This window comes from Pseudomonas sp. Pf153, assembly GCF_001269775.1.
Lineage (GTDB): Bacteria > Pseudomonadota > Gammaproteobacteria > Pseudomonadales > Pseudomonadaceae > Aquipseudomonas > Aquipseudomonas uvaldensis.
On the sequence record NZ_LHVL01000025.1, the window covers coordinates 748,984 to 773,932 of the forward strand.

Consider the following 24,949-nt stretch of genomic DNA (forward strand, 5'->3'; position numbering starts at 1 on the left):
ATGGACGCCACAAGCTATCCGAAATGGGCACAGTTGCTCATTGCCGATTGCAGCGAGAGCAAGCGCCGGGTTGTCGAACACGAGCTGTATCAGCGCATGCGTGATAACAAGCTCAGCACCAGGACCATGCGCCACTACCTCATCGGTGGTTGGCCGGTCGTCGAACAATTCGCCTTGTACATGGCGCAGAACCTCACCAAGACCCGCTTTGCCCGCCACCCTGGCGAGGACATGGCCCGTCGTTGGCTGATGCGCAACATTCGTGTCGAACTCAACCATGCCGACTACTGGGTGAACTGGAGTGCGGCCCATGGCGTTACGCTGGAAGACCTGCAAGCACAGCAGGTGCCACCTGAACTGCATGCATTGAGTCACTGGTGCTGGCACACCAGCTCATCGGATTCGTTGGTCGTGGCGATTGCGGCGACCAACTATGCCATCGAGGGTGCGACCGGGGAGTGGTCGGCGCTGGTGTGTTCCAGTGGTGTCTACGCGGCAGCCTTTGCCGAGGAAGACCGCAAGCGGGCCATGAAATGGCTGAAGATGCATGCCCAGTACGACGACGCCCACCCGTGGGAAGCGCTGGAAATCATCTGCACGCTGGCGGGCATGAACCCGAGCAAGGCTTTGCAAGCCGAGCTGCGCCAAGCCATTTGCAAGAGCTATGACTACATGTACCTGTTCCTGGAACGCTGTATGCAACTGGAGCAGGAGAAAATCTCATCCACTCGCGAGCGTCTGGCCCTGGCCGGGAGCTGATCACCCCTGAGTCAGTCCGATGGCCAACGGGGAGGTTGGCTGTCGGACTTCATTGCGAACAGGCTCGCAAACATTTCAGCCCGCCATCGCCAACCGGTTCCGTCCTTCTCGTTTGGCGACATACAGCGCGCTGTCGACCCTTCTGAGCACGCTATCGACGGACTCCCCCGGCAGCAGGGTCGCGCAACCGAGACTGACCGTCAGGTCGATCCTCGTTTGCGCTGCAAAATAATCCTGCAACTGAGCGGCATGACGCAGCCTTTCACCGACCACGGCTGCGGCCTCTCGGCTGGTATTGGAAAGCAGGATCAGGAACTCCTCACCGCCGAACCTGAACACCATGTCGACGTTGCGCAATTGCTGTTTGATCGACTCGGCGACAGTCTTGAGCACTACATCGCCAGCGTCATGGCCGTAGGTGTCGTTGATGCGCTTGAAATGATCGATATCGAGCATCAGCAGCGACAGCGGCTGCATATGACGCCGGGACATGTCTATTTCCCGATTCAAGGTCTGTTCCATCGCGATGCGGTTACCGGTGCCGGTCAACGGATCGCGCAGGGCGCTCTGGGTCGCGACGCGGTAGAGCAGGGCGTTGCGCAGTGGAAACAGCAGCGTCGACATCACGGACTCGAGGTCGTGCTGCTCGGGATCGGTAAAGCGCTGATTGCGCCGGAATACCAGCTCGCCCAGATCTTCGCCTCCATGACTCAAGTTGTAGCTGAGCACGTGGTGTCCGCGCTGGCCGAACTCCATGCGTAGGTCGCTGGGCTTGTGCTGGTAGGCCAGTGCATCCAATGGCACCAGCCGCTGGACTTCACGGAAGAACAGCCCCAGGACCCGCTGTGGCTCCAGGCTGGTCTGCAATTGCTGGCCCAGTTGTTGGCGCAATTGCTCAAGAGTGACGGACCGCGCCGATAACGGTGACGGCTGGCCGAGCCCCAGGCGCTGCAACTTGGCGCTGTCGAAGTCAATCGTATTGGTCTGGGTGGGCGTTTTCATATGGCGTAAGCCCCTGCAAAATCTGTCCCGATAGGGTGGGCGAGGCAGCGCCGGGCTGCGTATCGTACTGGTCCATCAATCCCGTGAGGCATTGAGTTGAGTCTAGTCTGCTTTCCCTGAGTGGCCGCAGGTCTCGCCTCAATGCCTGTTACCCGCCGGACATGGCGTGTTTGAGGGTATTTAGAGCGAAACTCGTGCCAGTCCGTTCAATACGGAAAAATCACTTGGAAAATCAACGAAGTGAAATGCAGATGCGGGCCTGGCACTGGCGTCGAGCGACAGAGGTCTGGCGATTCGCCTGGCTTGGCATTGCACGAGGCAGCGCCGCGACGGTAAACCGCCGCGACGTGAAGTGGAGGCGTTATTGGGCGTTGAAAGCCTGGCCGTTGACACCCGTGCTGTCCGGGCCCATCAAATACAGATAGACCGGCATGATCTCTTCAGGCGTCGGGTTGTTGAGTGGATTTTCTCCTGGATAGGCCTGGGCACGCATGCTGGTGCGGGTGGCGCCCGGGTTGATGCTGTTGGCGCGAACCGCCGAAACGGAGTCGACCTCGTCGGCCAGGGTCTGCATCAACCCTTCGGTCGCGAACTTTGACACGCCATACGCACCCCAGTATGCCCGGCCCTTGCGTCCGACGCTGCTGGAGGTGAACACCACCGATGCATCCTTGGACAGTTTCAGCAAAGGCAGCAGCGTGCTGGTGAGCATGAACATGGCGTTGACGTTCACGTGCATCACGCGCATGAAGTTTTCGCCGGAGAGTTGTTCAAGCGGTGTGCGCGGGCCGATGATCGAGGCGTTATGCAGCAAGCCGTCCAGGTGACCGAATTCGGTTTCGATCATGGCCGCCAATTCATCGTACTGGTGGGGCAGGGCCGTTTCGAGGTTGAACGGGATCACCGCCGGTTGTGGATGGCCGGCCGCTTCGATTTCATCGTAGACCTGGGTCAGGTTGGCTTCGGTCTTGCCCAATAGCAACACGGTGGCGCCATGGGCGGCGTAAGCCTTGGCGGCAGCGGCGCCGATGCCGCGACCGGCGCCGGTCACGAGGATGACCCGGCCTTCGAGCAGGTCGGGGCGGGCGGTGTAATCAAACATAAAGAACCTCACGAAACAAAACGATGCGTGGTGATGCACTGTTGTGGTGAGGGGATGGATCCCCTTCTCACGACTGCGACTTTCAGCTCAGCAACTGCACAACGCGTTATCCAATACTTCCCGCAGCGCCGACGGGTGATCGATCACCACATCCGCCCCCCAATGTCTGGGGTTGTCGTCTGGATGGATATAGCCGTAGGTCACCGCACAGGTCCGGGTACCGGCGCTGCGGCCGGACTCGATGTCCCGCAGGTCGTCGCCCACGAACAGTACGCTGGACGGGTCCAGGTCCAGCATTTTGCACGCCAGGATCAACGGCTCCGGGTCGGGTTTACTGTTCTTCACATGATCCGGGCAGATCAGCACCTTCGAGCGCTCGGCCAGCCCCAGTTGCTGCATGATCGGTTCGGCGAAGCGCACGGGTTTATTGGTCACCACGCCCCAGATCAGGTTGGCGGCTTCAATGTCGGCCAGCACCTCGGCCATGCCGTCGAACAGGTGGCTGTGGACCGCGCAACCCTTGAGGTAACGATCCAGGAACTCCTGGCGCAGTTCCTCGAACCCGGGTGATTCCGGGTCCATGGAAAAGGTCACCGCGACCATCGCCCGGGCGCCCCCGGAAATCTCGTCGCGGATATGCTGCGTATTCATCGGCGGCAAGCCGCGGTCGGCACGCATGGCCTGGCAGATGGCGATGAAGTCCGGTGCCGTGTCGAGCAGCGTGCCATCCATGTCGAAGAGAACTGCCTTCAGACGCATTGACTTACTCCTCGCGCAGGGTCTGGATCATGTAGTTGACATCAACGTCCGAGGCCAGTTTGTAATGCTTGGTCAGCGGGTTGTAGGTCAGGCCGATGATGTCCTTGACGGTCAGCCCGGCCATGCGGCTCCAGGCGCCGAGCTCGGATGGACGGATGAATTTCTTGAAGTCGTGGGTGCCGCGCGGCAGCAGCTTCATGATGTATTCGGCACCAATGATGGCGAACAGATACGCCTTCGGGTTGCGGTTGATGGTGGAGAAGAACACCTGGCCGCCGGGTTTGACCATGCGGAAGCAGGCACGGATGACCGACGAGGGGTCTGGCACGTGTTCAAGCATTTCCAGGCAGGTGACCACGTCGAACTGCCCGGGCATCTCTTCGGACAGGGCCTCGGCGGTGATCTGCCGGTATTCGACGTTGACGCCGGATTCCAGTTGATGCAGTTGCGCGACCGCCAGGGGCGCTTCGCCCATGTCGATGCCCATCACCGTCGCCCCGCGCAGAGCCATGGCTTCGCTGAGGATACCGCCGCCGCAGCCGACGTCGAGCACTTTCTTGCCGGCCAGATTGACCCGTTCGTCAATCCAGTTGACCCGCAGCGGGTTAATGTCGTGCAGCGGTTTGAATTCGCTTTCACGGTCCCACCAACGATGGGCCAGTGCTTCAAATTTGGCGATTTCGGCGTGGTCGACGTTACTCATGTGCAGATCCTCGAAAAACTTTAAAAAAATCAGGGCCCCGAGCCGCGGCTCGAGGGGCAGGGTCATTCGTCATGGCCGCCGATACGACGCCCCCAGGCCTGGGCCGTGGCGATCAGTTGCGATTCGTCCAGGCGAGTCAGCCGGCCGTCCTCCAGCAATGGTTTGCCGGCCACCCACAGGTACTTCGCGCAATCGCGGCCTGTGGCATAAATCAGTTGTGACACCGGATCGTAGATCGGTTGCTGCGCCAGTCCCGACAGGTCGAAGGCCACCAGGTCGGCCGCCTTGCCGACTTCCAGCGAGCCAACCGTCGCTTCGAGGCCCAGCGCCCGGGCGCCATTGAGCGTGGCCATGCGCAACGCCCGGTGGGCGTCGAGGGCGGTGGCCGAGCCGGCGACAGCCTTGGCCAGTAGCGCCGCGGTGCGGGTTTCGCTCAGCAGGTCCAGGTCGTTGTTGCTCGCCGCGCCGTCGGTGCCGATCGCGACATTGACCCCGGCTTGCCACAGACGCTCCACCGGGCAAAAGCCGCTGGCCAGCTTGAGGTTCGATTCGGGGCAATGAATCACGCTGCAATTGCTTTCTACCAGCAACCCCAGGTCTTCATCGCTGACCTGAGTCATGTGCACGGCCTGAAATCGTGGGCCCAACAGACCCAGTCGACCCAGGCGCGCCAGGGGCCGCTCAGCAGTGTTATCCAATGCCTGCTGCACTTCGAAGGCGGTTTCGTGGACGTGCATATGGATTGCTGCGTCCAGTTCCTCGGCGATGACGCGGATTTTTTCCAGGTTGTCGTCGCCGACGGTGTAGGGCGCATGGGGCCCGAATGCAACTTTGATCCGAGGATGGTGCTTGAGGTCGCCAAACAATTCGATGCCCTGACGGATGGCTTCGTCGGCGTTGGCGGCTCCGGGAATCGGGAAGTCAAGGATCGGAAGGGCGATTTGTGCGCGGATGCCGCTGTTATGAACGCGTTCGCTGGCAACCTTGGGATAGAAATACATGTCAGAGAAACAAGTGATGCCGCCCTTGATCTGCTCGGCGATTGCCAGATCGGTGCCATCGCGGACGAATGCCTCATCGACCCATTTGCCCTCGGCCGGCCAGATATGCTGCTCGAGCCAGGTCATCAACGGCAGGTCGTCCGCCAGGCCGCGGAACAGGGTCATCGCCGCATGGCCGTGAGCGTTGATCAGCCCTGGGCTGAGTAGCATGCCCGGCAGCTCGCGGACTTCGGCGGCGTTGCACTGGAGGGCTTCTGCCCGTGGCCCGATGAAGACAATGCAGCCGTCGCGGACACCCAGACCATGATCCTTGAGTACCACACCGGCGGGTTCGACAGGCACCAACCAGGTCGGCAGCAATAATAAGTCGAGCGCAACGGCGGTCCTGGGCATCGTGGGTCGGTTCCATCGGATATATAAGGATGGCGAAGTATACCCGAGCGTCTTCGCGGAGGGATCGCTATAATCGGCGGCTTTTGTTCATGAGTGCGGGGTGAGGGATGCGCGATCGTCTGTTGGCAGCTGAGAAGGTGAAGGCCATCGACTGGCGCAATGGCTACCTGCACTTGCTGGATCAGCGTCTTTTGCCGTTCGAGGAACGCTGGATTGCCTATGACAGTGCGGCCGGCGTGGCCGAAGCCATCCGTTCGATGGTGGTGCGCGGTGCGCCGGCTATCGGCATCAGTGCGGCCTATGGCGTGGTGTTGGCCGCTCGCGCGCGATTTGCCGAAGGCGGTGAATGGCGGGTCGCGCTGGAAACCGACTTTGCGCTGCTGGCCGAATCCCGGCCGACAGCGGTGAATCTGTTCTGGGCCCTGGACCGGATGCGCGACCGGCTGGCGCGTCTGAAGGAGCATGTCGAGCCGCTGGCGGCGCTCGAAGCCGAGGCCATGGCTATCCATGAAAGCGACCGCGAAGCCAACCTGACCATGGCCCAGCTCGGTGTCGATCTGATTCGCAGGCACCAGGGCAATGCCCAGGCCATCCTCACTCACTGCAACACGGGCGGCCTGGCTACCGGTGGTTTCGGTACGGCCCTGGGCGTGATCCGTGGCGCGTTTCTCGAAGGCATGGTCGAGCGCGTCTATGTCGGCGAAACCCGTCCGTGGCTGCAGGGTTCGCGCCTGACCGCCTGGGAATTGCTCAACGAAGGCATCCCGGTAACCCTCAACGCAGACTCCGCGGCCGCCCACATCATGAAAACCAAGGGCGTGACCTGGGTGATCGTCGGTGCCGATCGCATCGCCGCCAATGGTGACGTGGCGAACAAGATCGGCACTTACCAACTGGCGGTCTGCGCCATGCACCACGGCGTGCGCTTCATGGTGGTGGCGCCGAGTTCGACCATCGACATGAGCCTGGCCAGTGGCGAGGACATTCCCATCGAGGAGCGCGATGGGTGCGAACTGTTGGAAGTTGGCGGCAAGCGGGTCGGCGCGCAGGCGGATGCCTTCAATCCGGTATTCGACGTGACGCCGGCAGACCTGATCGACGCCATCATCACGGAAAAGGGCATCGTCGAGCGCCCGGATACCGCGAAACTGGCGCAGTTGATGTGTCGCAAGCGGTTGCACTGATATCAGGGTTGACCAAAAAGCCGCTATTGCGAGCCTGCTCGCGATAGGGCCCTTAAAGTCAGTGGAATAGCCAGAACCACCCCACCATTCTGCATCCGGCAAGCCTCTAAGCGCCTCTGCTCCGATATCAGCCTGTCATCGGTCAACTAACTACTCACCATGCGCATCTGGGGGATAGGTGCGTGGCGGCTCTTGTGATAACATCCGGCGGTTTCCAGGGCTGCCTTGCGAGGCAGTCTCTACTGCGCAGATCCATGGCATAACTCGTTGATTTGTCGTAAGTCGTTGCATGGCACTTGTTCTGCAGCGGCGAGCTTCGTTCGTCCCATCTGGACGCACGGGGTTTCACCAGAAAAAGGAATCAGGCTTCTCATGGGCGAACTGGCCAAAGAAATCCTCCCGGTCAATATCGAAGACGAGCTGAAACAGTCCTACCTCGACTACGCGATGAGCGTGATCGTCGGGCGGGCGCTGCCGGATGCGCGCGATGGCTTGAAGCCCGTGCATCGGCGCGTGCTGTACGCAATGAGCGAGCTGGGCAACGACTTCAACAAGCCGTACAAGAAATCCGCCCGTGTCGTCGGCGACGTGATCGGTAAGTATCACCCCCACGGTGACACTGCCGTGTACGACACCATCGTCCGGATGGCGCAGCCCTTTTCCCTGCGCTACCTGCTGGTAGACGGTCAGGGCAACTTCGGTTCCGTGGACGGCGACAACGCCGCGGCCATGCGATACACCGAAGTGCGCATGACCAAGCTGGCCCACGAGCTGCTGGCCGACCTGCACAAGGAAACCGTGGACTGGGTGCCGAACTACGACGGCACCGAGATGATCCCGGCGGTGATGCCGACCCGTATCCCGAACCTGTTGGTCAACGGCTCCAGCGGTATCGCCGTGGGCATGGCCACCAACATCCCGCCGCACAACCTCGGTGAAGTCATCGACGGCTGCCTGGCCCTCATCGACAATCCCGAGCTGACCGTCGATGAGCTGATGCAGTACATTCCCGGCCCGGACTTCCCGACCGCCGCGATCATCAACGGCCGCGCCGGTATCATCGAAGCCTATCGCACCGGCCGTGGTCGCATCTACATGCGCGCCCGCTCCACCGTCGAAGATATCGACAAGGTCGGCGGCCGCCAGCAGATCGTTATCACCGAGCTGCCATACCAGCTGAACAAGGCCCGCCTGATCGAGAAGATCGCCGAGCTGGTGAAAGAGAAGAAGCTCGAAGGTATCACCGAGTTGCGTGACGAGTCCGACAAGGACGGTATGCGCGTGGTGATCGAATTGCGTCGTGGCGAAGTGCCTGAGGTGATCCTCAACAATCTCTACGCCCAGACCCAGCTGCAAAGCGTGTTCGGCATCAACATCGTTGCGCTGATCGACGGTCGTCCGCGGATCCTGAACCTCAAGGACCTGCTGGAAGCCTTCGTGCGTCACCGTCGCGAAGTGGTGACCCGCCGTACTGTGTTCGAACTGCGCAAGGCTCGCGAGCGTGGCCATATCCTCGAAGGCCAGGCCGTTGCCTTGTCGAACATCGACCCGGTCATCGCCCTGATCAAGGCCTCGCCGACCCCGTCGGAAGCCAAGGAAGCGCTGGTCAGCACCCCTTGGGAATCCAGTGCGGTGATGACGATGGTCGAGCGTGCCGGCGCCGACTCGTGCCGTCCGGAGAACCTCGATCCGCAATACGGTCTGCGCGACGGCAAGTATTTCCTGTCCCCGGAACAGGCCCAGGCCATCCTGGAACTGCGTCTGCACCGCCTGACCGGCCTGGAGCACGAGAAGCTGCTGGCCGAGTACCAGGAAATCCTCAACCAGATCGGCGAGCTGATCCGCATCCTCAACAGCGCCACGCGCCTGATGGAAGTGATCCGCGAAGAACTGGAAGTGATCCGCGCCGAATACGGCGACGTGCGCCGCACCGAGATCCTCGATGCGCGCCTGGACCTGACCCTGGGTGACATGATCCCGGAAGAAGACCGCGTGGTGACCATTTCCCACGGCGGTTACGCCAAGACCCAGCCGCTGGCCGCCTACCAGGCCCAGCGCCGTGGCGGCAAAGGCAAGTCGGCCACTGGCGTGAAGGACGAGGACTACATCGCTCACCTGCTGGTCGCCAATAGCCACACCACGCTGCTGCTGTTCTCCAGCAAGGGCAAGGTGTACTGGCTCAAGACCTATGAAATCCCCGAGGCGTCCCGTGCTGCGCGCGGTCGTCCGCTGGTCAACCTGTTGCCGCTGGACGATGGCGAGTACATCACCACCATGCTGCCGGTCGAGGAATACACCGAAGGTCACTACATCTTCATGGCGACCGCCAACGGTACGGTGAAGAAGACCCCGCTCGAATCGTTCAGTCGCCAGCGCAGCGTGGGCCTGATCGCCCTGGAGCTGGACGAAGGCGACGTGCTGATCTCCGCTGCCATCACCGACGGCGAGCGTGAAGTGATGCTGTTCTCCGACGGTGGCAAGGTGACCCGCTTCAAGGAATCCGACGTCCGCGCCATGGGCCGTACCGCCCGCGGTGTGCGCGGTATGCGCCTGCCGGAAGGGCAGAAGCTGATTTCCATGTTGATCCCCGAAGAAGGCAGCCAGATCCTCACGGCTTCCGAGCGTGGCTATGGCAAGCGCACGCCTATCAGCGAGTTCCCGGAGTACAAGCGTGGCGGTCAGGGCGTGATCGCCATGGTCAGCAACGAGCGTAACGGCCGCCTGGTGGGGGCTGTCCAGGTGCTCGATGGCGAGGAAATCATGTTGATTTCCGACCAGGGTACGCTGGTCCGTACACGGGTCGACGAAGTGTCCAGCCTGGGCCGTAATACTCAGGGCGTGACGCTGATCAAGCTGGCCAACGACGAAACGCTGGTGGGACTCGAGCGGGTCCAGGAGCCATCGGAAGTCGAAGGCGAGGAGCTGGAAGGCGACGAGAACGTGACCTTCGACGGCGCCCTTGGAGCTGACGTCGATGACATGACTGGCGACCAGTCGCTCGACGCTGCCGCAGATGAAGAAGAACCGCAGGACTAAGCAGACACGCAGGGGGCGGATGAAGATTCGCCCCCTTGTTGTTTATCCCTTTTGAAAATTTGCGACACTGCATAACTGTGTAAGCGAGCCTTGCTCCCACAGTGAGCACTCGCTGACACCGTATTAATGTGTGACCACCAGATCAGAGCGAGATTGGATGTGAGCAAGAGAGCCTATAACTTCTGTGCCGGCCCGGCGGCGCTTCCTGAAGCGGTCCTGAAGCGCGCCCAGGGTGAACTTCTCGACTGGCATGGCAAGGGCCTGTCCGTCATGGAAATGAGCCATCGCAGCGATGAGTTCGTGTCCATTGCCACCAAGGCCGAGCAGGACCTGCGTGATCTGCTGAACATCCCGTCCAACTACAAGGTGCTGTTCCTGCAAGGCGGCGCCAGCCAGCAGTTTGCCCAGATTCCGCTGAACCTGCTGCCGGAAAACGGCCACGCCGACTACATCGACACCGGCATCTGGTCGCAGAAGGCCATCGAAGAGGCTTCGCGCTACGGCCGCATCAATATTGCCGGCACCGCCAAGCCCTACGACTACTTCGCCATTCCTGGCCAGAATGAATGGAACCTGTCCAAGGACGCGGCCTATGTTCACTACGCGCCAAACGAAACCATCGGCGGCCTGGAATTCAACTGGATCCCGGAAACCGGCGACGTGCCGCTCGTGGCCGACATGTCCTCGGACATTCTTTCGCGCCCTGTGGATGTCTCCCGCTTCGGCATGATCTATGCCGGAGCCCAGAAGAACATCGGCCCGAGCGGCATCCTGGTCGCCATCATCCGTGAAGACCTGTTGGGTCGCGCCCGCTCCCTGTGCCCGACCATGCTCAACTACAAGGTCGCGGCCGACAACGGCTCGATGTACAACACCCCGCCGACCCTGGCCTGGTACCTGTCCGGCCTGGTATTCGAGTGGCTGAAAGAGCAGGGTGGCGTCGAGGCCATCGGCAAGCTCAACGAAGTGAAGCAGCGCACCCTCTATGACTTCATCGATGCCAGCGACCTCTACAGCAACCCGATCAACAAGACCGACCGTTCGTGGATGAACGTGCCGTTCCGCCTGGCCGACGACCGTCTGGACAAGCCGTTCCTGGCCGGTGCCGACGAACGCGGCCTGCTGAATCTCAAGGGGCATCGCTCGGTGGGCGGCATGCGCGCTTCGATCTACAACGCCGTGGACATCGACGCTGTCAATGCGCTGGTGGCCTACATGGCGGAGTTCGAGAAGGAACACGGCTGATGTCAGAGCAAGAACTCAAGGCGCTGCGCCTGCGCATCGACGCCCTGGATGAAAAGGTCCTGGAGTTGATCAGTGAGCGCGCGCGCTGCGCCCAGGAAGTTGCCCGGGTAAAAATGGCGTCCCTGGCCGAAGGCGAGACGCCGGTGTTCTATCGCCCAGAGCGTGAGGCCCAGGTGCTCAAGCGGGTCATGGAGCGCAACAAGGGGCCGCTGAGCAACGAAGAAATGGCACGGCTGTTCCGTGAAGTCATGTCCTCGTGCCTGGCCCTCGAGCAACCGCTGAAAGTCGCCTACCTGGGGCCGGAGGGCACGTTTACCCAGGCCGCCGCCTTGAAGCACTTCGGTCACGCGGTGATCAGCAAGCCAATGGCGGCCATCGACGAAGTGTTCCGCGAAGTGGCGGCCGGTGCGGTGAATTTCGGTGTGGTGCCGGTGGAAAACTCCACCGAAGGTGCGGTCAACCACACGCTGGACAGCTTCCTCGAGCACGACATGGTGATCTGTGGTGAAGTCGAGCTGCGTATTCACCATCATTTGCTGGTGGGCGAGAACACCAAGACCGACAGCATCAGCCGGATCTATTCCCATGCCCAGTCCCTGGCCCAGTGCCGCAAGTGGCTGGATGCCCATTACCCGAATGTGGAGCGCGTGGCGGTGTCGAGTAACGCCGAAGCGGCCAAGCGGGTGAAGGGCGAGTGGAATTCCGCCGCGATCGCCGGGGATATGGCGGCGGGCCTCTACGGCTTGACCCGATTGGCCGAAAAGATCGAGGACCGTCCGGACAACTCCACGCGGTTTCTGATGATCGGCAATCAGGAAGTGCCTCCGACCGGCGACGACAAGACCTCGATTATCGTCTCCATGAGCAACAAGCCCGGCGCGCTTCACGAATTGCTGGTCCCGTTCCACGATAACGGTATCGACCTGACCCGGATTGAGACCCGTCCTTCGCGCAGCGGTAAATGGACCTATGTGTTCTTTATCGATTTCGTCGGCCATCACCGCGATCCGCTGGTAAAAGGTGTGCTGGAGAAAATCAGTCAGGAAGCAGTGGCACTCAAGGTGCTGGGTTCCTACCCCAAGGCAGTTCTTTAAGGGCGGATAGCAAATGAGTGGCAACTTCCTCGCGCTGGCTCAGCCAGGCGTGCAACAACTGTCGCCTTACGTTCCGGGCAAGCCTGTGGATGAACTGGCTCGCGAGCTGGATCTGGACCCGGCAAGCATCGTCAAGTTGGCGAGCAACGAAAATCCGCTGGGAGCGAGCCCCAAGGCGCTTGAGGCAATCCGCAGCGCATTGACCGAGCTGACCCGGTATCCCGATGGCAACGGCTTTGCATTGAAAAGCCTGCTGGCCGAACGTTGCGGTGTTGAATTGAGCCAGGTGACGTTGGGCAATGGTTCCAACGATATCCTCGAACTGGTGGCGCGTGCCTACCTGGCGCCGGGCCTCAATGCCGTTTTCAGTGAGCACGCCTTTGCGGTCTACCCGATTGCCACCCAGGCCGTCGGTGCCGACGCCCACGTGGTGCCGGCCAAGGATTGGGGGCATGATCTCCCGGCGATGCTGGCAGCCATCGATGCCAACACCCGAGTGGTATTCATCGCCAACCCGAACAATCCGACCGGCACCTGGTTCGATGCCCAGGCCCTGGACGATTTCCTCCAGGACGTACCCGAGCATGTGCTGGTGGTGCTGGACGAGGCCTATATCGAATACGCCGAAGGCAGCGACTTGCCGGATGGCCTGGATTTCCTCGCGGCCTACCCGAACCTGCTGGTCTCGCGCACCTTCTCCAAGGCCTATGGTCTGGCGTCGCTACGGGTCGGTTATGGCTTGTCCACTGCGGTGGTGGCCGACGTGCTGAACCGGGTGCGTCAGCCATTCAACGTCAACAGCCTGGCCTTGGCCGGTGCCTGTGCGGCGTTGCAGGATGAGGCCTACCTGGCCGAAAGCCGACGCTTGAACGAGGCGGGCATGGGGCAACTGGAGGCCGGGTTCCGTGAGTTGGGCCTCAGCTGGATTCCGTCCAAGGGGAATTTCATTTGCGTTGACGTTGGTCGTGTTGCCGCGCCAGTGTTCCAGGGCTTGCTGCGCGAGGGCGTGATCGTCCGTCCGGTGGCCAACTATGGCATGCCGAACCACCTGCGCGTCACGATTGGTCTGCCAGCGGAAAACAGCCGTTTCCTCGAGGCGCTGAGCAAGGTCCTGGCACGTGGTTGATGTCACTTCACTGCAACCTGCCGTCCCGATGATCGGTCGCCTGGTGGTGATCGGCCTTGGGCTGATCGGTGGTTCGTTTGCCAAGGGCCTGCGTGAAAGCGGCCTGTGTCGTGAGGTGGTCGGTGTCGACCTGGATCCGCAGTCGCGCAAGCTGGCGGTGGAGCTAGGGGTAGTGGACCGTTGCGAGGATGACCTGGCCATCGCTTGCCAGGGCGCGGACGTGATCCAGCTGGCAGTGCCGATCCTGGCCATGGAAAAACTACTGGCACGCCTGGCGACCATGGAACTTGGGCAGGCGATCCTGACTGATGTCGGCAGTGCCAAAGGCAACGTCGTGCGCGCAGCCACCGAAGCTTTCGGTGGAATGCCGACGCGTTTCGTGCCCGGCCACCCGATTGCCGGTTCCGAGCAGAGCGGGGTGGAAGCTTCCAATGCCGAGCTGTTTCGTCGCCACAAGGTCATATTGACGCCGCTGGACCAGACCGATCCGGCCGCGTTGGAGGTCGTAGACCGTTTGTGGCGTGAACTGGGTGCCGATGTCGAGCACATGCAAGTCGAGCGTCACGATGAAGTACTGGCCGCCACCAGCCATTTGCCACACCTGTTGGCGTTCGGCCTGGTGGATTCATTGGCCAAACGCAATGAAAATCTTGAGATCTTCCGTTACGCTGCCGGCGGTTTCCGCGATTTCACGAGAATCGCGGGTAGCGACCCGGTCATGTGGCACGACATCTTCCTCGCCAACCGCGAAGCTGTCCTGCGCACACTCGATACATTTCGCAGCGACCTCGACGCCTTGCGCGACGCGGTCGATGCAGGGGACGGGCACCAATTGCTGGGCGTTTTCACACGCGCCAGGGTAGCCCGCGAGCATTTCAGTAAAATCCTGGCCCGTCGGGCCTATGTGGACGCTATGAATTCCAACGATCTGATTTTCCTGGCACAACCTGGTGGCTCCCTGAGCGGGCGTATTCGTGTACCGGGTGATAAATCGATTTCCCACCGCTCGATCATGCTCGGCTCCCTGGCTGAAGGTGTGACCGAGGTGGAAGGCTTCCTTGAGGGCGAAGATGCCCTGGCGACGCTGCAAGCGTTTCGCGACATGGGCGTGGTCATCGAGGGGCCGCACCACGGCCGCGTGACCATCCATGGCGTTGGCCTGCATGGCCTCAAGCCTGCACCGGGTCCGATCTACCTGGGCAACTCCGGTACTTCGATGCGCCTGTTGTCCGGCCTGCTGGCGGCCCAGGACTTTGACAGTGTCCTGACCGGTGATGCGTCGCTGTCCAAGCGTCCGATGAATCGCGTCGCCAATCCTTTGCGCGAAATGGGCGCTGTCATCGAGACCGCAGCCGACGGTCGTCCGCCGATGACCATTCGTGGTGGCCACAAGCTCAAGGGTTTGACCTATACCATGCCGATGGCCAGCGCCCAGGTGAAGTCCTGCCTGCTATTGGCCGGTCTCTATGCCGAAGGCAAGACCACTGTCACCGAACCGGCCCCGACCCGCGACCATACCGAGCGCATGCTGCGCGGCTTCGGCTATCCGGTCACGGTGAATGGCGCCACGGCTTCGGTCGAGTCCGGCAGCCAATTGACCGCGACCCACATCGAAGTGCCTGGCGATATCTCCTCGTCCGCGTTCTTCCTGGTGGCGGCGTCAATCGCCGAAGGTTCAGACCTGGTCCTCGAGCATGTCGGGATCAACCCGACCCGTACCGGCGTGATCGACATCCTGCGCCTGATGGGCGCGGACATCACCCTGGAGAATCAGCGCGAGGTCGGCGGTGAACCGGTTGCGGACCTTCGCGTAAGAGCGGCTAAACTCAAGGGTATCGAGATTCCGGAGGCGCTGGTTCCGCTGGCGATCGACGAGTTCCCGGTGCTGTTCGTGGCGGCGGCTTGTGCAGAAGGGCGTACCGTATTGACGGGCGCCGAAGAGCTGCGGGTCAAGGAATCGGACCGTATCCAGGTCATGGCGGATGGCTTGCTGGCGCTTGGTGTCAAATGCGAACCAACCCCGGATGGCATCATCATCGATGGCGGCCAGATCGGCGGCGGCGAAGTCCATGGGCATGGCGACCACCGTATCGCCATGGCGTTCAGTGTTGCGTCCCTGCGTGCCAGCGCACCGATCCGCATCCATGACTGTGCCAACGTCGCGACGTCGTTTCCGAACTTCCTGGCGCTGTGCGCGCAGGTCGGTATTCGAGTAGCACAAGAGGCGCAGTCGTGAAGATCAAGACACCGGTCATCACTATCGATGGCCCAAGCGGTTCGGGCAAGGGCACCGTGGCCGGGATCCTGGCCCGGCAGTTGGGCTGGAACCTGCTCGATTCCGGGGCTCTGTATCGATTGCTGGCTTTCGCGGCCGGCAACCATGGCGTGGATCTCACCAACGAAGAGCTGCTAAAGGCCCTGGCGGCTCATCTGGATGTACAGTTCATTGCCGCCACCGAGGGCCAGCTGCAACGCATTATTCTGGAGGGTGACGAAGTCAGCGATGTCATCCGTACGGAGAGTGTCGGCGCCGGCGCTTCCCAGGTTGCCGCGCTGCCAGCGGTGCGCGAGGCCTTGCTGCAGCGCCAACGTGCATTTCAGGAGGCGCCAGGGTTGGTGGCCGATGGGCGGGACATGGGAACGGTGGTGTTTCCGGACGCACCATTGAAGATTTTCCTGACCGCCAGTGCGGAGGAGCGGGCTCGCCGCCGATATTTGCAGTTGAAGGGCAAAGGCGAGGATGTTAGTCTGTCGAGTCTGCTAGATGAGATCCGTGCGCGCGATGAGCGTGACACCCAGCGCGCAGTAGCCCCGCTCAAGCCGGCGGCCGATGCGATACAGCTGGACTCCACGGAGTTGTCCATCGATCAGGTGTTGCAACGCATCATGAGCGAGATCGCTATTCGCGATATCGCCGGGTGACCAGGAAGCTCCGCAGGGGACCAGTCATAGTCCTGCGGTCTTCTTTTATATGAAACTAACCCACGTCGTCTGGGGCGTGGAGCCGGGCGTATTCTTCGCCCCCATCAACAGGAATTAAAATGAGCGAAAGCTTTGCGGAACTCTTTGAAGAAAGCCTGAAAACCCTGAACCTTCAGACAGGCTCCATCATCACCGGTGTTATCGTTGATATCGACTACCAGGCTCGCTGGGTAACCGTTCACGCTGGCCTGAAGTCTGAAGCCCTCATCCCGCTGGAACAGTTCTACAATGACGCTGGCGAGCTGAACATCAACGTCGGTGACGAAGTTCACGTTGCTCTGGACTCGGTTGAAGATGGCTTTGGTGAAACCAAGCTGTCCCGTGAGAAAGCCAAGCGCGCTGAATGCTGGATCGTTCTGGAAGCGGCTTTCGCAGCTGAGGAAGTGGTCAAGGGCGTTATCAACGGTAAGGTTAAAGGCGGCTTCACTGTCGACGTTAACGGCATCCGTGCGTTCCTGCCAGGTTCCCTGGTTGACGTCCGTCCAGTGCGCGACACCACGCACCTGGAAGGCAAAGAGCTGGAATTCAAGGTCATCAAGCTGGACCAGAAGCGCAACAACGTTGTCGTTTCCCGTCGCAGTGTCCTGGAAGCCGAGAACTCCGCCGAGCGTGAAGCTCTGCTGGAATCGCTGCAGGAAGGCCAGCAGGTCAAAGGTATCGTCAAGAACCTCACCGATTACGGCGCATTCGTCGATCTGGGTGGCGTCGATGGCCTGCTGCACATCACCGACATGGCCTGGAAGCGTATCAAGCATCCTTCGGAAATCGTCAACGTTGGCGACGAGATCGATGTCAAGGTTCTGAAGTACGATCGCGAGCGCAATCGTGTTTCCCTGGGTCTGAAGCAACTGGGTGAAGATCCATGGGTCGCTATCAAAGCCCGTTACCCAGAAGGCACCCGCGTCACCGCTCGTGTTACCAACCTGACCGACTACGGCTGCTTCGCTGAGCTGGAAGAAGGCGTTGAAGGTCTGGTACACGTTTCCGAAATGGACTGGACCAACAAGAACATCCACCCTTCGAAAGTCGTACAAGTCGGCGACGAAGTGGAAGTCATGGTTCTGGACATCGACGAAGAGCGTCGTCGTATCTCCTTGGGCATCAAGCAGTGCAAGTCGAACCCATGGGAAGACTTCTCTGGCCAGTTCAACAAGGGCGACAAGATCTCCGGTACCATCAAGTCGATCACCGATTTCGGTATCTTCATCGGTCTGGACGGCGGCATCGACGGTCTGGTTCACCTGTCCGACATCTCCTGGAACGAAGTGGGCGAAGAAGCTGTACGTCGTTTCAAGAAGGGTGACGAGCTGGACACCGTTATCCTGTCGGTTGACCCAGAGCGCGAGCGTATCTCCCTGGGTATCAAGCAACTGGAAAGCGATCCGTTCTCCGAATACGTCTCGGAAAACGACAAGGGCGCCATCGTCAAGGGCACTGTGAAGGAAGTTGACGCCAAGGGCGCCATCATCACTCTGGCCGATGATATCGAAGCGACTCTGAAAGCCTCCGAAATCAGCCGTGACCGCGTTGAAGACGCTCGCAACGTGCTGAAAGAAGGCGAAGAAGTAGAAGCCAAGATCATCAGCGTTGACCGCAAGAGCCGCGTAATCCAGCTCTCGATCAAGTCGAAAGACGTTGAAGAAGAGAAAGAAGCTATCCAGAGCCTGCGCGACAAGCCAGCTCCGGATGCGCCGGCCACCACTCTGGGTGACCTGCTGCGTGCGCAAATGGAAAAACAGAACTGAGTTCTGGGTTTCTGTAGAAAAAGGGCGACTTCGGTCGCCCTTTTTTGTGCCTGCGGATATTCTGCGTTTCGTGGTGTACAGGGGGGGGGATTCGCCGGTGCGGTTACCGCGAAACCAACCTCCGATTCAAATTGTCTCTTTATCAGGTGGGCCGATCATCTATAAGAGTGGGTCCGAGCCTGGTGCGTATGATTGGTCAGGTTCTTGGCTCAAGGAGTCGAATGAAGAAGCTTTTTCCAGTCTTGGTTGTTCTGGTGCTGGTGGGGTGTTCTACCAGTGCTAAGACACACGCAGTGCGCGGCGTCAGCGGCATTGAGATTGATTGCTCGGGACTGGGTTCCGGGTGGGAGAAATGCCACAAACGTGCTGCCAGGGAGTGCGAAGGGGCGGGTTATAAGGTGATAACCCGGTCTGACGATGCAAAGGATGAGGATTGGTATCCTTTGGGCTTCAACCCTGCTGGGTACCTGACCCGAACAATGCTGGTTATATGCCGATAGTCATAAGAGCTCTCGTGTCTGCACCAAAAAAGGGATAGCCAGATACATAAAAGATTTGTCAATACTCGGGCTGTTCAAATCCCTTCGGGCATGCTAAAACCTTTTGAAGCACTGATCTAGCTGCTTGATAAAGAAGGGAAAAATATGACGAAGTCGGAGTTGATCGAACGAATTGTCACCCATCAAGGGCTACTCTCATCCAAAGATGTGGAGCTGGCCATCAAGACCATGCTTGAACAAATGTCCCAGTGCCTGGCGACCGGGGATCGTATCGAGATCCGTGGCTTTGGCAGTTTTTCCCTGCATTACCGTGCTCCGCGGGTAGGGCGTAATCCCAAGACCGGGCAGTCGGTAAGTCTGGACGGCAAATTCGTTCCTCATTTCAAGCCAGGTAAAGAGCTCAGGGATCGTGTGAATGAGGAGGAGGGGAGTGACCTTTAAAGGAGAATCGACGAAAAGGGGGTGGGGATGCGGAACATTAAGCGCCTGATGTTTGTCGTAGCTGTGCTACTCGTGGCTGCTGCCATTGTCCTGTTCGTGCTCGAAAATCGTCAGCCCGTTACGCTGCTATTCTTGGGGTGGTCGGGTCCGCAATTTCCGATCTCGGTTTTCGTGCTGCTGGCGCTTCTCGCTGGTATGATGATAGGACCTCTGCTCACATGGTTCATTGGTGTGAGTCGACGGTTGAAATAATGGATGCCTGAGCCCGTAGTCTTGGTAAGGATCACTGTCTGCAATTTTTCTGACTTTTGGGTGCGTTTTGTTCGTATTGAATCTGACTCCGTTTTTTACTGTATCTGCTGAGGCCTTGCTCGTTTTGCCTTTTGATGCGTTTGATGTGTCTGCAAGTGCGATATCGGGCGGGGATCTTCATGCAAAATGATCGTATTGAAGCTCGTGGCGCTGATGAAGTTGATCTGATTGAACTGGCTCAAGGTCTCTGGGTTCAAAAATGGCTGATCTTGGGAGTGGCTCTACTGGTTGCCGTGGGCGCAGGCGCTTACGCGTTCCTCAGTAAGCCGGTTTATGAAGCCAAGCTTTTTATTATGCCTCCTACCCAGAACGGCATTGCTGAGCTGAATTATGGTCGAGGGAAAAGCACGGAGTTGGATCTTTATACTATCCAGCATGTTTATGATGTGTTTGCCCGGAACCTGCAGGCGGAAACTCTTCGGCAGGCATTCTTCAATGAGGTGTACGTTCCTTCACTCGAAGAGTCTCAGCGGAAAGGGGCGTTGGGCCAGGTATATGAGCGCTTCTCTCGCGATTTAATAATAAAAGGTCCCGGCAAGAACACTCCGGATCGGTTTTCAGTTACTGTCAGGAGTGACGATCCGGTAGAGGCCACAGAGTGGGCCAAAGCTTACGTACAGCGCGCCAATGATGCTGCGGAGTCGGAGCTGATCAAGAACGTCACTACCGAGGCTTCGGTCAGGGCGCGTAATCTTGAACAGAGAATTGTCAGCTTGCGCGAAAATGCGCTGCGGATACGAGAGGATCGTATACAGCAACTTCGCGAAGCATTGAAGATTGCGCAGGCAATCGGGCTTACAACGCCTACAATCAATTCTTCCGCCGCTATCGATATCACGGTAGAGACAAATAACAAGATGGATTACCAGCGAGGCAGCAAGGCGCTGATCGCCGAAATCAATGCGTTGGAGTCGCGTTCTTCCGATGACGCCTTTATCAAGGATTTGCGGTTGTTGCAAATGCGATACAACTTCTATCGTAAGTTGAATATTGATCCTGAGCGTGTTTCGATTTATCGGCAGGACGGTAACGTCGATGTGCCAGAGAGTCCAGTAAAACCCAAGAAAGCTCTGATTCTTATCTTGGGTATTGTTGTGGGCTTTGTGCTGGGCGGTTTTATAGCCCTTGTTAGATTTGTGATAGGCCGAAGCAAACAAAGGCAAGCTCATCCGGTGTAATAAACACGGTGTGCTTGTTCAAACTCGCCATAGCCTGGGTTGTTCGGCTGTGGCGGGTTTTTAGTGTTGGCCTAAAATAAAAAGATCCTCCTTCCTCGCTGTGCCTGTAGCATCCAATTGTCGATAGAGCTTGTTCTATTCATGATTGTGAGGGCGGCGCACTAATGAGGAGGGGGCAACGGTATCTTTCTGCAGCCATCGCTGCGCAGTAGCAAAGCCGAATAGAATATCTCATGCGCACGCGAAATTTATCACAGCTTACCAATATCGCAATTCGCGGTTTGACACTGGTAAGTAAGTTTTTACTTATATTTTTTCTGGCTCGATTTCTCGAGCCCGGAGAGTTGGGTGTCTACGGTTTGCTGGCTGCTACCGTAAGTTACTCCTTGTATTTTTTGGGTTTTGACTTTTATACCTACAGCACCCGCGAGCTGCTTAAGCGTGACCGGAAGGAATGGGGAGGGCTGCTCAAGGCTCAAGGCGCGTTGACGTTGGTGCTGTACGTGGTTTTTCTGCCATTGCTGACTTTGATTTTTATCGGTGGGTTGCTACCTGTAAGTGTCATCGGTTGGTTTTTTGCGTTATTGGTTCTTGAGCACCTTACTCAGGAACTCGGTCGCTTGCTGGTGGCGGTGTCTGATCAACTGTATGCGAGCCTGGTTCTTTTTTTTCGTTCCGGTATATGGGCGGTCTTGGTGGCCGGAATGATGTGGGGAGTTCCGAAGACCCGAGATCTTGATGTTGTATTGGGTGCGTGGGTTCTGGGAAGCCTGGTGGCTCTATCCTTAGGATTTTCCAGAGTATGGCGAATGAGGCTGTCCGGGTGGCAGCAGGAAATTGATTGGGCCTGGGTCTTGAAGGGGCTGAAGCTCGCGTTTGCGCTGTTGATTGCGACGTTGGCTATCCGTGCGCTTTTCACTCTGGATCGTTACTGGTTTGGACACCTGGCGGGGCTCGATGCACTGGGAGCCTATGTGCTGTTCATGGGAATCAGTATGGCGCTTATCTCTTTTCTGGATGCTGGTGTATTCGCATTTATCTACCCTGGGTTGATAAGCGCTCATCAGCAGGGAAATGCAGCTGGATTTCGTAGCGGAATGCGTAGGCTCTTGCTGCAGACGATCAGCTTTTCCTGCATTTTTTCTGTGGCCGGGCTATTGGCGGTGGGGCCGTTGCTGCTGTGGCTTGACAGGCCGCTGTACAGCGCGCAGCAAGGGCTTTTCGTCTGGATCCTATCGGCTACCGTGCTCTATGCGGTAGGCATGGTTCCGCATTTTGGGCTATATGCTCAAGGGCATGATCGGCCCATTATCCACAGTCACATCGTCAGTTTGATAGTATTCGTTCTGGCCACCTGGATTTTTGCGCAATTTTGGCCCCAGCTGGCGGTGCCGTTAGGATTGTGCATCAGCTTTTTCTTCGTTCTGTGCTGGAAGGCTTGGAGTTTCCACCGCCTGACTCCAGCACCTTACCGTTTATTCCAATCCTGACCTCGTGCGGGAAGTAACCAAGGGACGCGTCAATGTTTACCAACAAAACCATTCTCATCACCGGCGGTACCGGCTCTTTCGGTAATACGTTCGTGCCTATGACCCTGGCAAAATACAACCCGAAAAAAATCATCATTTTTTCCCGGGATGAGATGAAGCAGTGGGACATGGCGAAGAAGTTTGAGGGCGACTCGCGTGTTCGCTTCTTTATTGGCGACGTTCGCGACAAGGAGCGCTTGTACCGAGCCTTGGATGGCGTCGATTACGTAGTCCATGCTGCGGCGACCAAGATCGTTCCAACGGCGGAATACAACCCTTTTGAGTGCATCAAAACCAATATCAATGGTGCCATGAACCTTATCGACGCGTGCATCGATAAAGGCGTCAAGCGTGTCGTTGCCTTGTCCACCGATAAAGCCAGCAGTCCGATCAACCTGTATGGCGCAACCAAACTGGCGTCGGACAAGCTGTTCGTTGCCGGTAACTCCTACGCCGGTGGCCACGAAACTCGCATGGCGGTCGTGCGCTACGGTAACGTCATGGGGTCGCGCGGTTCGGTCATTCCGTTTTTCATGTCGATCAAGGGTAAAGGGGAACTGCCGATCACGGATGATCGCATGACTCGTTTCATGATCTCCCTGGAAGAGGGGGTAGAGCTGGTCTGGCATGCTTTTGAAGACATGGAAGGCGGGGAAATCTATGTAAAGAAGATCCCTTCAATGAAGGTAACCGATCTAGCCCGCGTCGTTGCCCCTGATGCCAAGCAGACAATCGTCGGTATCCGCCCAGGTGAAAAACTCCACGAACAAATGATCAGTGCTGAAGACTCCTACTACACGTATGAGTATCCGGAGCACTTCAAAATCCTTCCGGTGATCAATGACTGGGCAACTTGTCCGAAGCGCATCAAGGATGGCAAGAAGGTCGCTGAGGGGTTCGTTTACTCCAGCGATAACAACACTGAATGGATGAGCGACGACGATTTGCGCAATTGGATCAATCTCAACGAAGCCAAGATTGGGAGTATCTGATCGATGATTCCCTACGGTCGCCAGGATATAACCCAAGCTGACATCGATGCGGTAATTGGGGTGTTGCAATCCGACTTTCTAACCCAGGGCCCGATGGTGCCTCGCTTCGAACAGTTGGTTGCTCAGCATGTCGGTGCCAGTCACGCGTTGGCAGTTAACAGCGCGACATCTGCGTTGCACATTGCCTGTCTTGCATTGGGTCTTGGCCCGGGCGACCGTTTATGGACGAGCCCTATTACGTTTGTGGCATCTGCCAACTGCGGTTTGTATTGTGGTGCCCAGGTTGATTTCGTAGATATCGATCCTCTCACTTACAACCTTTGTGCTGACGCGCTAGAGCGGAAGTTGGAGAAGGCTGAGCGTGAGGGTAGTTTGCCTAAGGTGGTTGTAGCTGTACATCTTTGTGGTCAGCCTTGCGACATGGAGGCAATTCACAAACTCGCCAAGCGCTACCGCTTCAAAGTCATCGAAGATGCTTCGCATGCCATTGGTGGTAAATACAAAGGCGAATACATTGGCAACGGTAAATATAGCGATATTACCGTGTTTAGTTTTCATCCAGTCAAAATTATCACCACCGCCGAAGGCGGCATGGCCCTGACCAACGATGCAGACCTGGCCAATAAGATGGCGCTCTTGCGTAGCCATGGCATTACCCGTGATTCTCACATGATGACTCACGAGACGGATGGGCCTTGGTATTACCAGCAGATCGATCTTGGCTTCAATTATCGAATGACTGAACTGCAGGCAGCGTTGGGCGTCAGCCAGATGGAACGCCTGGATCAATATGTTGCGCGACGCCATCAATTGGCTGCTCGTTACAACGATTTATTGGCAGCATTACCGGTAACGACGCCTTGGCAGCACGCCGATAGTTATTCGGGACTTCACTTATATGTAATTCGACTGCAACTAAAAAAAATAACCAAGACACATCGTCAAGTATTTGAGTCCTTACGCGAGCAAGGGATTGGCGTGAACCTGCATTACATCCCAGTTCATACCCAGCCGTACTATGCGCAGATGGGGTTCAAACCTGAGGATTTCCCAGGGGCGCAAGATTATTATCGCGAAGCTATTAGCATCCCGATGTTTCATTCGATGAGCAACGAGCAACAGGATCAAGTCGTCGCTGCTATCTCATTGGCGTTAAAAGTATGAAGCTGGCCGTGATACCTGCTCGAGGGGGCAGCAAGCGTATCCCCCGGAAAAACATCAAGATGTTTTGCGGGAAACCGATGATTGCGTGGTCAATCGAAGCTGCACTTGAAAGCGGTTGTTTCGATAAAGTTATCGTTTCGACGGACGACGATGAAATTGCAAGGGTTTCACGGCAGTACGGCGCAAGCGTTCCGTTCATGCGCCCTGCTGAGCTGTCTGATGATTACACTCCAACCATACCGGTTATACGGCAGGCTATTGAATGGCTTAAGGCTGACGGGTTTGAAGCTCAGCATGTATGCTGCCTTTATGCAACTGCACCCTTTGTCAGCCCTGAGGATCTGAGGCGTGGCTTGACCATCCTTGAGCAAACTGGCAGCCAATATGCGTTTTCTGTCACCAATTACGCATTTCCAATCCAGAGAGCGATTCGTCTGACAGAGGCGGGACGTGTTGAAATGCTCGATGCTGAGCATTTCAACACCCGCTCTCAAGATCTTGAAGAAAGCTATCATGACGCTGGGCAATTTTATTGGGGGGTCGCTGATGCATGGCTGAAGGGCGAAGTGATTTTCAGCCTTGAGTCCAGTGCAGTGTTGCTGCCGCGTCATCGTGTGCAAGACATCGACACCCCCGAAGACTGGCTCCGTGCGGAATGGATGTACAAAGCACTCCAAGTAGAGTCGAGCCAGTTGTGAATGG

The 24,949-nt window shown here is 58.1% G+C and carries 22 protein-coding genes; 17 read left to right on the forward strand and 5 right to left on the reverse strand.

What is annotated here, in order from left to right; translation table 11 throughout:
* The gene (locus tag AD666_RS18540) at positions 1–759 is read left to right on the forward strand and encodes an iron-containing redox enzyme family protein (protein WP_269802788.1); all 759 of its coding nucleotides are present in this window, start codon (positions 1–3) and stop codon (positions 757–759) included.
* 75 nt (positions 760–834) lie between these two features.
* Here AD666_RS18540 and AD666_RS18545 read toward each other — a convergent pair whose 3' ends face one another.
* The 5 genes from AD666_RS18545 to AD666_RS18565 form a co-directional block, all read right to left on the reverse strand.
* Positions 835–1,761 (reverse strand): GGDEF domain-containing protein, encoded by a 927-nt coding sequence (locus AD666_RS18545; protein WP_053155054.1) that lies wholly within the window; start codon positions 1,759–1,761, stop codon positions 835–837.
* 361 nt (positions 1,762–2,122) lie between these two features.
* Complete coding sequence (locus AD666_RS18550; RefSeq protein ID WP_053155056.1) at positions 2,123–2,863, reverse strand: YciK family oxidoreductase; 741 nt, start codon at positions 2,861–2,863, stop codon at positions 2,123–2,125.
* Positions 2,864–2,950: 87 nt separating this feature from the next.
* Positions 2,951–3,622 carry an N-acetylmuramic acid 6-phosphate phosphatase MupP gene (mupP, locus tag AD666_RS18555; RefSeq protein ID WP_053155057.1) on the reverse strand — a complete coding sequence of 224 codons (672 nt, stop codon included), beginning with the start codon at positions 3,620–3,622 and terminating at the stop codon, positions 2,951–2,953.
* Between the two features lie 4 nt (positions 3,623–3,626).
* The gene (gene ubiG / locus AD666_RS18560) at positions 3,627–4,325 is read right to left on the reverse strand and encodes a bifunctional 2-polyprenyl-6-hydroxyphenol methylase/3-demethylubiquinol 3-O-methyltransferase UbiG (protein ID WP_053155394.1); all 699 of its coding nucleotides are present in this window, start codon (positions 4,323–4,325) and stop codon (positions 3,627–3,629) included.
* 62 nt (positions 4,326–4,387) lie between these two features.
* Positions 4,388–5,719: a TRZ/ATZ family hydrolase gene (locus AD666_RS18565; protein ID WP_053155062.1), complete on the reverse strand. Its 1,332-nt coding sequence runs from the start codon at positions 5,717–5,719 to the stop codon at positions 4,388–4,390.
* A 107-nt stretch (positions 5,720–5,826) separates the two neighbouring features.
* Between AD666_RS18565 and mtnA the strand changes: the two genes are divergently transcribed.
* The 16 genes from mtnA to pseF all read left to right on the forward strand — a co-directional run bounded on the left by mtnA (position 5,827) and on the right by pseF (position 24,945).
* A complete protein-coding gene (mtnA, locus tag AD666_RS18570) occupies positions 5,827–6,903 on the forward strand; it encodes an S-methyl-5-thioribose-1-phosphate isomerase (protein WP_053155063.1) in 1,077 nt (358 codons plus the stop codon).
* 372 nt (positions 6,904–7,275) lie between these two features.
* Positions 7,276–9,939 (forward strand): DNA gyrase subunit A, encoded by a 2,664-nt coding sequence (gene gyrA, locus AD666_RS18575; protein ID WP_053155065.1) that lies wholly within the window; start codon positions 7,276–7,278, stop codon positions 9,937–9,939.
* Positions 9,940–10,098: 159 nt separating this feature from the next.
* The gene (gene serC, locus AD666_RS18580) at positions 10,099–11,184 is read left to right on the forward strand and encodes a 3-phosphoserine/phosphohydroxythreonine transaminase (RefSeq protein ID WP_053155067.1); all 1,086 of its coding nucleotides are present in this window, start codon (positions 10,099–10,101) and stop codon (positions 11,182–11,184) included.
* Complete coding sequence (gene pheA / locus AD666_RS18585) at positions 11,184–12,278, forward strand: prephenate dehydratase (RefSeq protein WP_053155069.1); 1,095 nt, start codon at positions 11,184–11,186, stop codon at positions 12,276–12,278. Before serC ends, pheA begins: the two co-directional genes overlap by 1 nt.
* Before the next feature lie 13 nt (positions 12,279–12,291).
* On the forward strand, positions 12,292–13,404 hold the full coding sequence (gene hisC / locus AD666_RS18590; RefSeq protein WP_053155071.1) for a histidinol-phosphate transaminase: 1,113 nt from the start codon (positions 12,292–12,294) through the stop codon (positions 13,402–13,404).
* A 28-nt stretch (positions 13,405–13,432) separates the two neighbouring features.
* On the forward strand, positions 13,433–15,640 hold the full coding sequence (locus AD666_RS18595; protein WP_053155073.1) for a bifunctional prephenate dehydrogenase/3-phosphoshikimate 1-carboxyvinyltransferase: 2,208 nt from the start codon (positions 13,433–13,435) through the stop codon (positions 15,638–15,640).
* On the forward strand, positions 15,637–16,326 hold the full coding sequence (cmk, locus tag AD666_RS18600; RefSeq protein WP_053155075.1) for a (d)CMP kinase: 690 nt from the start codon (positions 15,637–15,639) through the stop codon (positions 16,324–16,326). The genes AD666_RS18595 and cmk overlap by 4 nt, the downstream gene beginning before the upstream one ends.
* 119 nt (positions 16,327–16,445) lie before the next feature.
* Entirely contained in the window at positions 16,446–18,131 is a 1,686-nt protein-coding gene (gene rpsA, locus AD666_RS18605; protein ID WP_053155077.1) for a 30S ribosomal protein S1, read from the forward strand.
* A gap of 221 nt (positions 18,132–18,352) precedes the next feature.
* Complete coding sequence (locus tag AD666_RS18610) at positions 18,353–18,631, forward strand: hypothetical protein (protein ID WP_053155080.1); 279 nt, start codon at positions 18,353–18,355, stop codon at positions 18,629–18,631.
* Between the two features lie 144 nt (positions 18,632–18,775).
* Entirely contained in the window at positions 18,776–19,072 is a 297-nt protein-coding gene (gene ihfB / locus AD666_RS18615) for an integration host factor subunit beta (protein WP_053155082.1), read from the forward strand.
* Between the two features lie 48 nt (positions 19,073–19,120).
* Positions 19,121–19,324, forward strand: a complete 204-nt coding sequence (locus AD666_RS18620; RefSeq protein WP_371259606.1) for a LapA family protein — start codon at positions 19,121–19,123, stop codon at positions 19,322–19,324.
* Between the two features lie 179 nt (positions 19,325–19,503).
* A complete protein-coding gene (locus tag AD666_RS18625) occupies positions 19,504–20,562 on the forward strand; it encodes an LPS O-antigen chain length determinant protein WzzB (protein WP_053155395.1) in 1,059 nt (352 codons plus the stop codon).
* A 233-nt stretch (positions 20,563–20,795) separates the two neighbouring features.
* Positions 20,796–22,052, forward strand: a complete 1,257-nt coding sequence (locus AD666_RS18630; RefSeq protein WP_053155085.1) for a lipopolysaccharide biosynthesis protein — start codon at positions 20,796–20,798, stop codon at positions 22,050–22,052.
* A 32-nt stretch (positions 22,053–22,084) separates the two neighbouring features.
* Entirely contained in the window at positions 22,085–23,083 is a 999-nt protein-coding gene (gene pseB, locus AD666_RS18635; RefSeq protein ID WP_053155088.1) for a UDP-N-acetylglucosamine 4,6-dehydratase (inverting), read from the forward strand.
* A 3-nt stretch (positions 23,084–23,086) separates the two neighbouring features.
* Positions 23,087–24,247 carry a UDP-4-amino-4,6-dideoxy-N-acetyl-beta-L-altrosamine transaminase gene (gene pseC, locus AD666_RS18640; protein ID WP_053155090.1) on the forward strand — a complete coding sequence of 387 codons (1,161 nt, stop codon included), beginning with the start codon at positions 23,087–23,089 and terminating at the stop codon, positions 24,245–24,247.
* Complete coding sequence (pseF, locus tag AD666_RS18645) at positions 24,244–24,945, forward strand: pseudaminic acid cytidylyltransferase (protein WP_053155092.1); 702 nt, start codon at positions 24,244–24,246, stop codon at positions 24,943–24,945. Before pseC ends, pseF begins: the two co-directional genes overlap by 4 nt.
* The last annotated feature ends 4 nt before the right edge of the window (positions 24,946–24,949 follow it).

What these genes read in the sequence shown, in the direction of transcription:
- ubiG (WP_053155394.1), bottom strand. Translation starts at nt 4,325, where the DNA reads ATGAGTAACGTCGACCACGCCGAAATCGCCAAATTTGAAGCACTGGCC.
- AD666_RS18565 (WP_053155062.1), bottom strand. Translation starts at nt 5,719, where the DNA reads ATGCCCAGGACCGCCGTTGCGCTCGACTTATTATTGCTGCCGACCTGG.
- AD666_RS18540 (WP_269802788.1), top strand. Translation starts at nt 1, where the DNA reads ATGGACGCCACAAGCTATCCGAAATGGGCACAGTTGCTCATTGCCGAT.
- pseB (WP_053155088.1), top strand. Translation starts at nt 22,085, where the DNA reads ATGTTTACCAACAAAACCATTCTCATCACCGGCGGTACCGGCTCTTTC.
- gyrA (WP_053155065.1), top strand. Translation starts at nt 7,276, where the DNA reads ATGGGCGAACTGGCCAAAGAAATCCTCCCGGTCAATATCGAAGACGAG.
- rpsA (WP_053155077.1), top strand. Translation starts at nt 16,446, where the DNA reads ATGAGCGAAAGCTTTGCGGAACTCTTTGAAGAAAGCCTGAAAACCCTG.
- AD666_RS18625 (WP_053155395.1), top strand. Translation starts at nt 19,504, where the DNA reads ATGCAAAATGATCGTATTGAAGCTCGTGGCGCTGATGAAGTTGATCTG.
- mupP (WP_053155057.1), bottom strand. Translation starts at nt 3,622, where the DNA reads ATGCGTCTGAAGGCAGTTCTCTTCGACATGGATGGCACGCTGCTCGAC.
- AD666_RS18595 (WP_053155073.1), top strand. Translation starts at nt 13,433, where the DNA reads ATGATCGGTCGCCTGGTGGTGATCGGCCTTGGGCTGATCGGTGGTTCG.
- pseF (WP_053155092.1), top strand. Translation starts at nt 24,244, where the DNA reads ATGAAGCTGGCCGTGATACCTGCTCGAGGGGGCAGCAAGCGTATCCCC.
- AD666_RS18610 (WP_053155080.1), top strand. Translation starts at nt 18,353, where the DNA reads ATGAAGAAGCTTTTTCCAGTCTTGGTTGTTCTGGTGCTGGTGGGGTGT.
- AD666_RS18620 (WP_371259606.1), top strand. Translation starts at nt 19,121, where the DNA reads ATGTTTGTCGTAGCTGTGCTACTCGTGGCTGCTGCCATTGTCCTGTTC.
- mtnA (WP_053155063.1), top strand. Translation starts at nt 5,827, where the DNA reads ATGCGCGATCGTCTGTTGGCAGCTGAGAAGGTGAAGGCCATCGACTGG.
- hisC (WP_053155071.1), top strand. Translation starts at nt 12,292, where the DNA reads ATGAGTGGCAACTTCCTCGCGCTGGCTCAGCCAGGCGTGCAACAACTG.
- ihfB (WP_053155082.1), top strand. Translation starts at nt 18,776, where the DNA reads ATGACGAAGTCGGAGTTGATCGAACGAATTGTCACCCATCAAGGGCTA.
- AD666_RS18630 (WP_053155085.1), top strand. Translation starts at nt 20,796, where the DNA reads ATGCGCACGCGAAATTTATCACAGCTTACCAATATCGCAATTCGCGGT.
- AD666_RS18550 (WP_053155056.1), bottom strand. Translation starts at nt 2,863, where the DNA reads ATGTTTGATTACACCGCCCGCCCCGACCTGCTCGAAGGCCGGGTCATC.
- AD666_RS18545 (WP_053155054.1), bottom strand. Translation starts at nt 1,761, where the DNA reads ATGAAAACGCCCACCCAGACCAATACGATTGACTTCGACAGCGCCAAG.
- pheA (WP_053155069.1), top strand. Translation starts at nt 11,184, where the DNA reads ATGTCAGAGCAAGAACTCAAGGCGCTGCGCCTGCGCATCGACGCCCTG.
- pseC (WP_053155090.1), top strand. Translation starts at nt 23,087, where the DNA reads ATGATTCCCTACGGTCGCCAGGATATAACCCAAGCTGACATCGATGCG.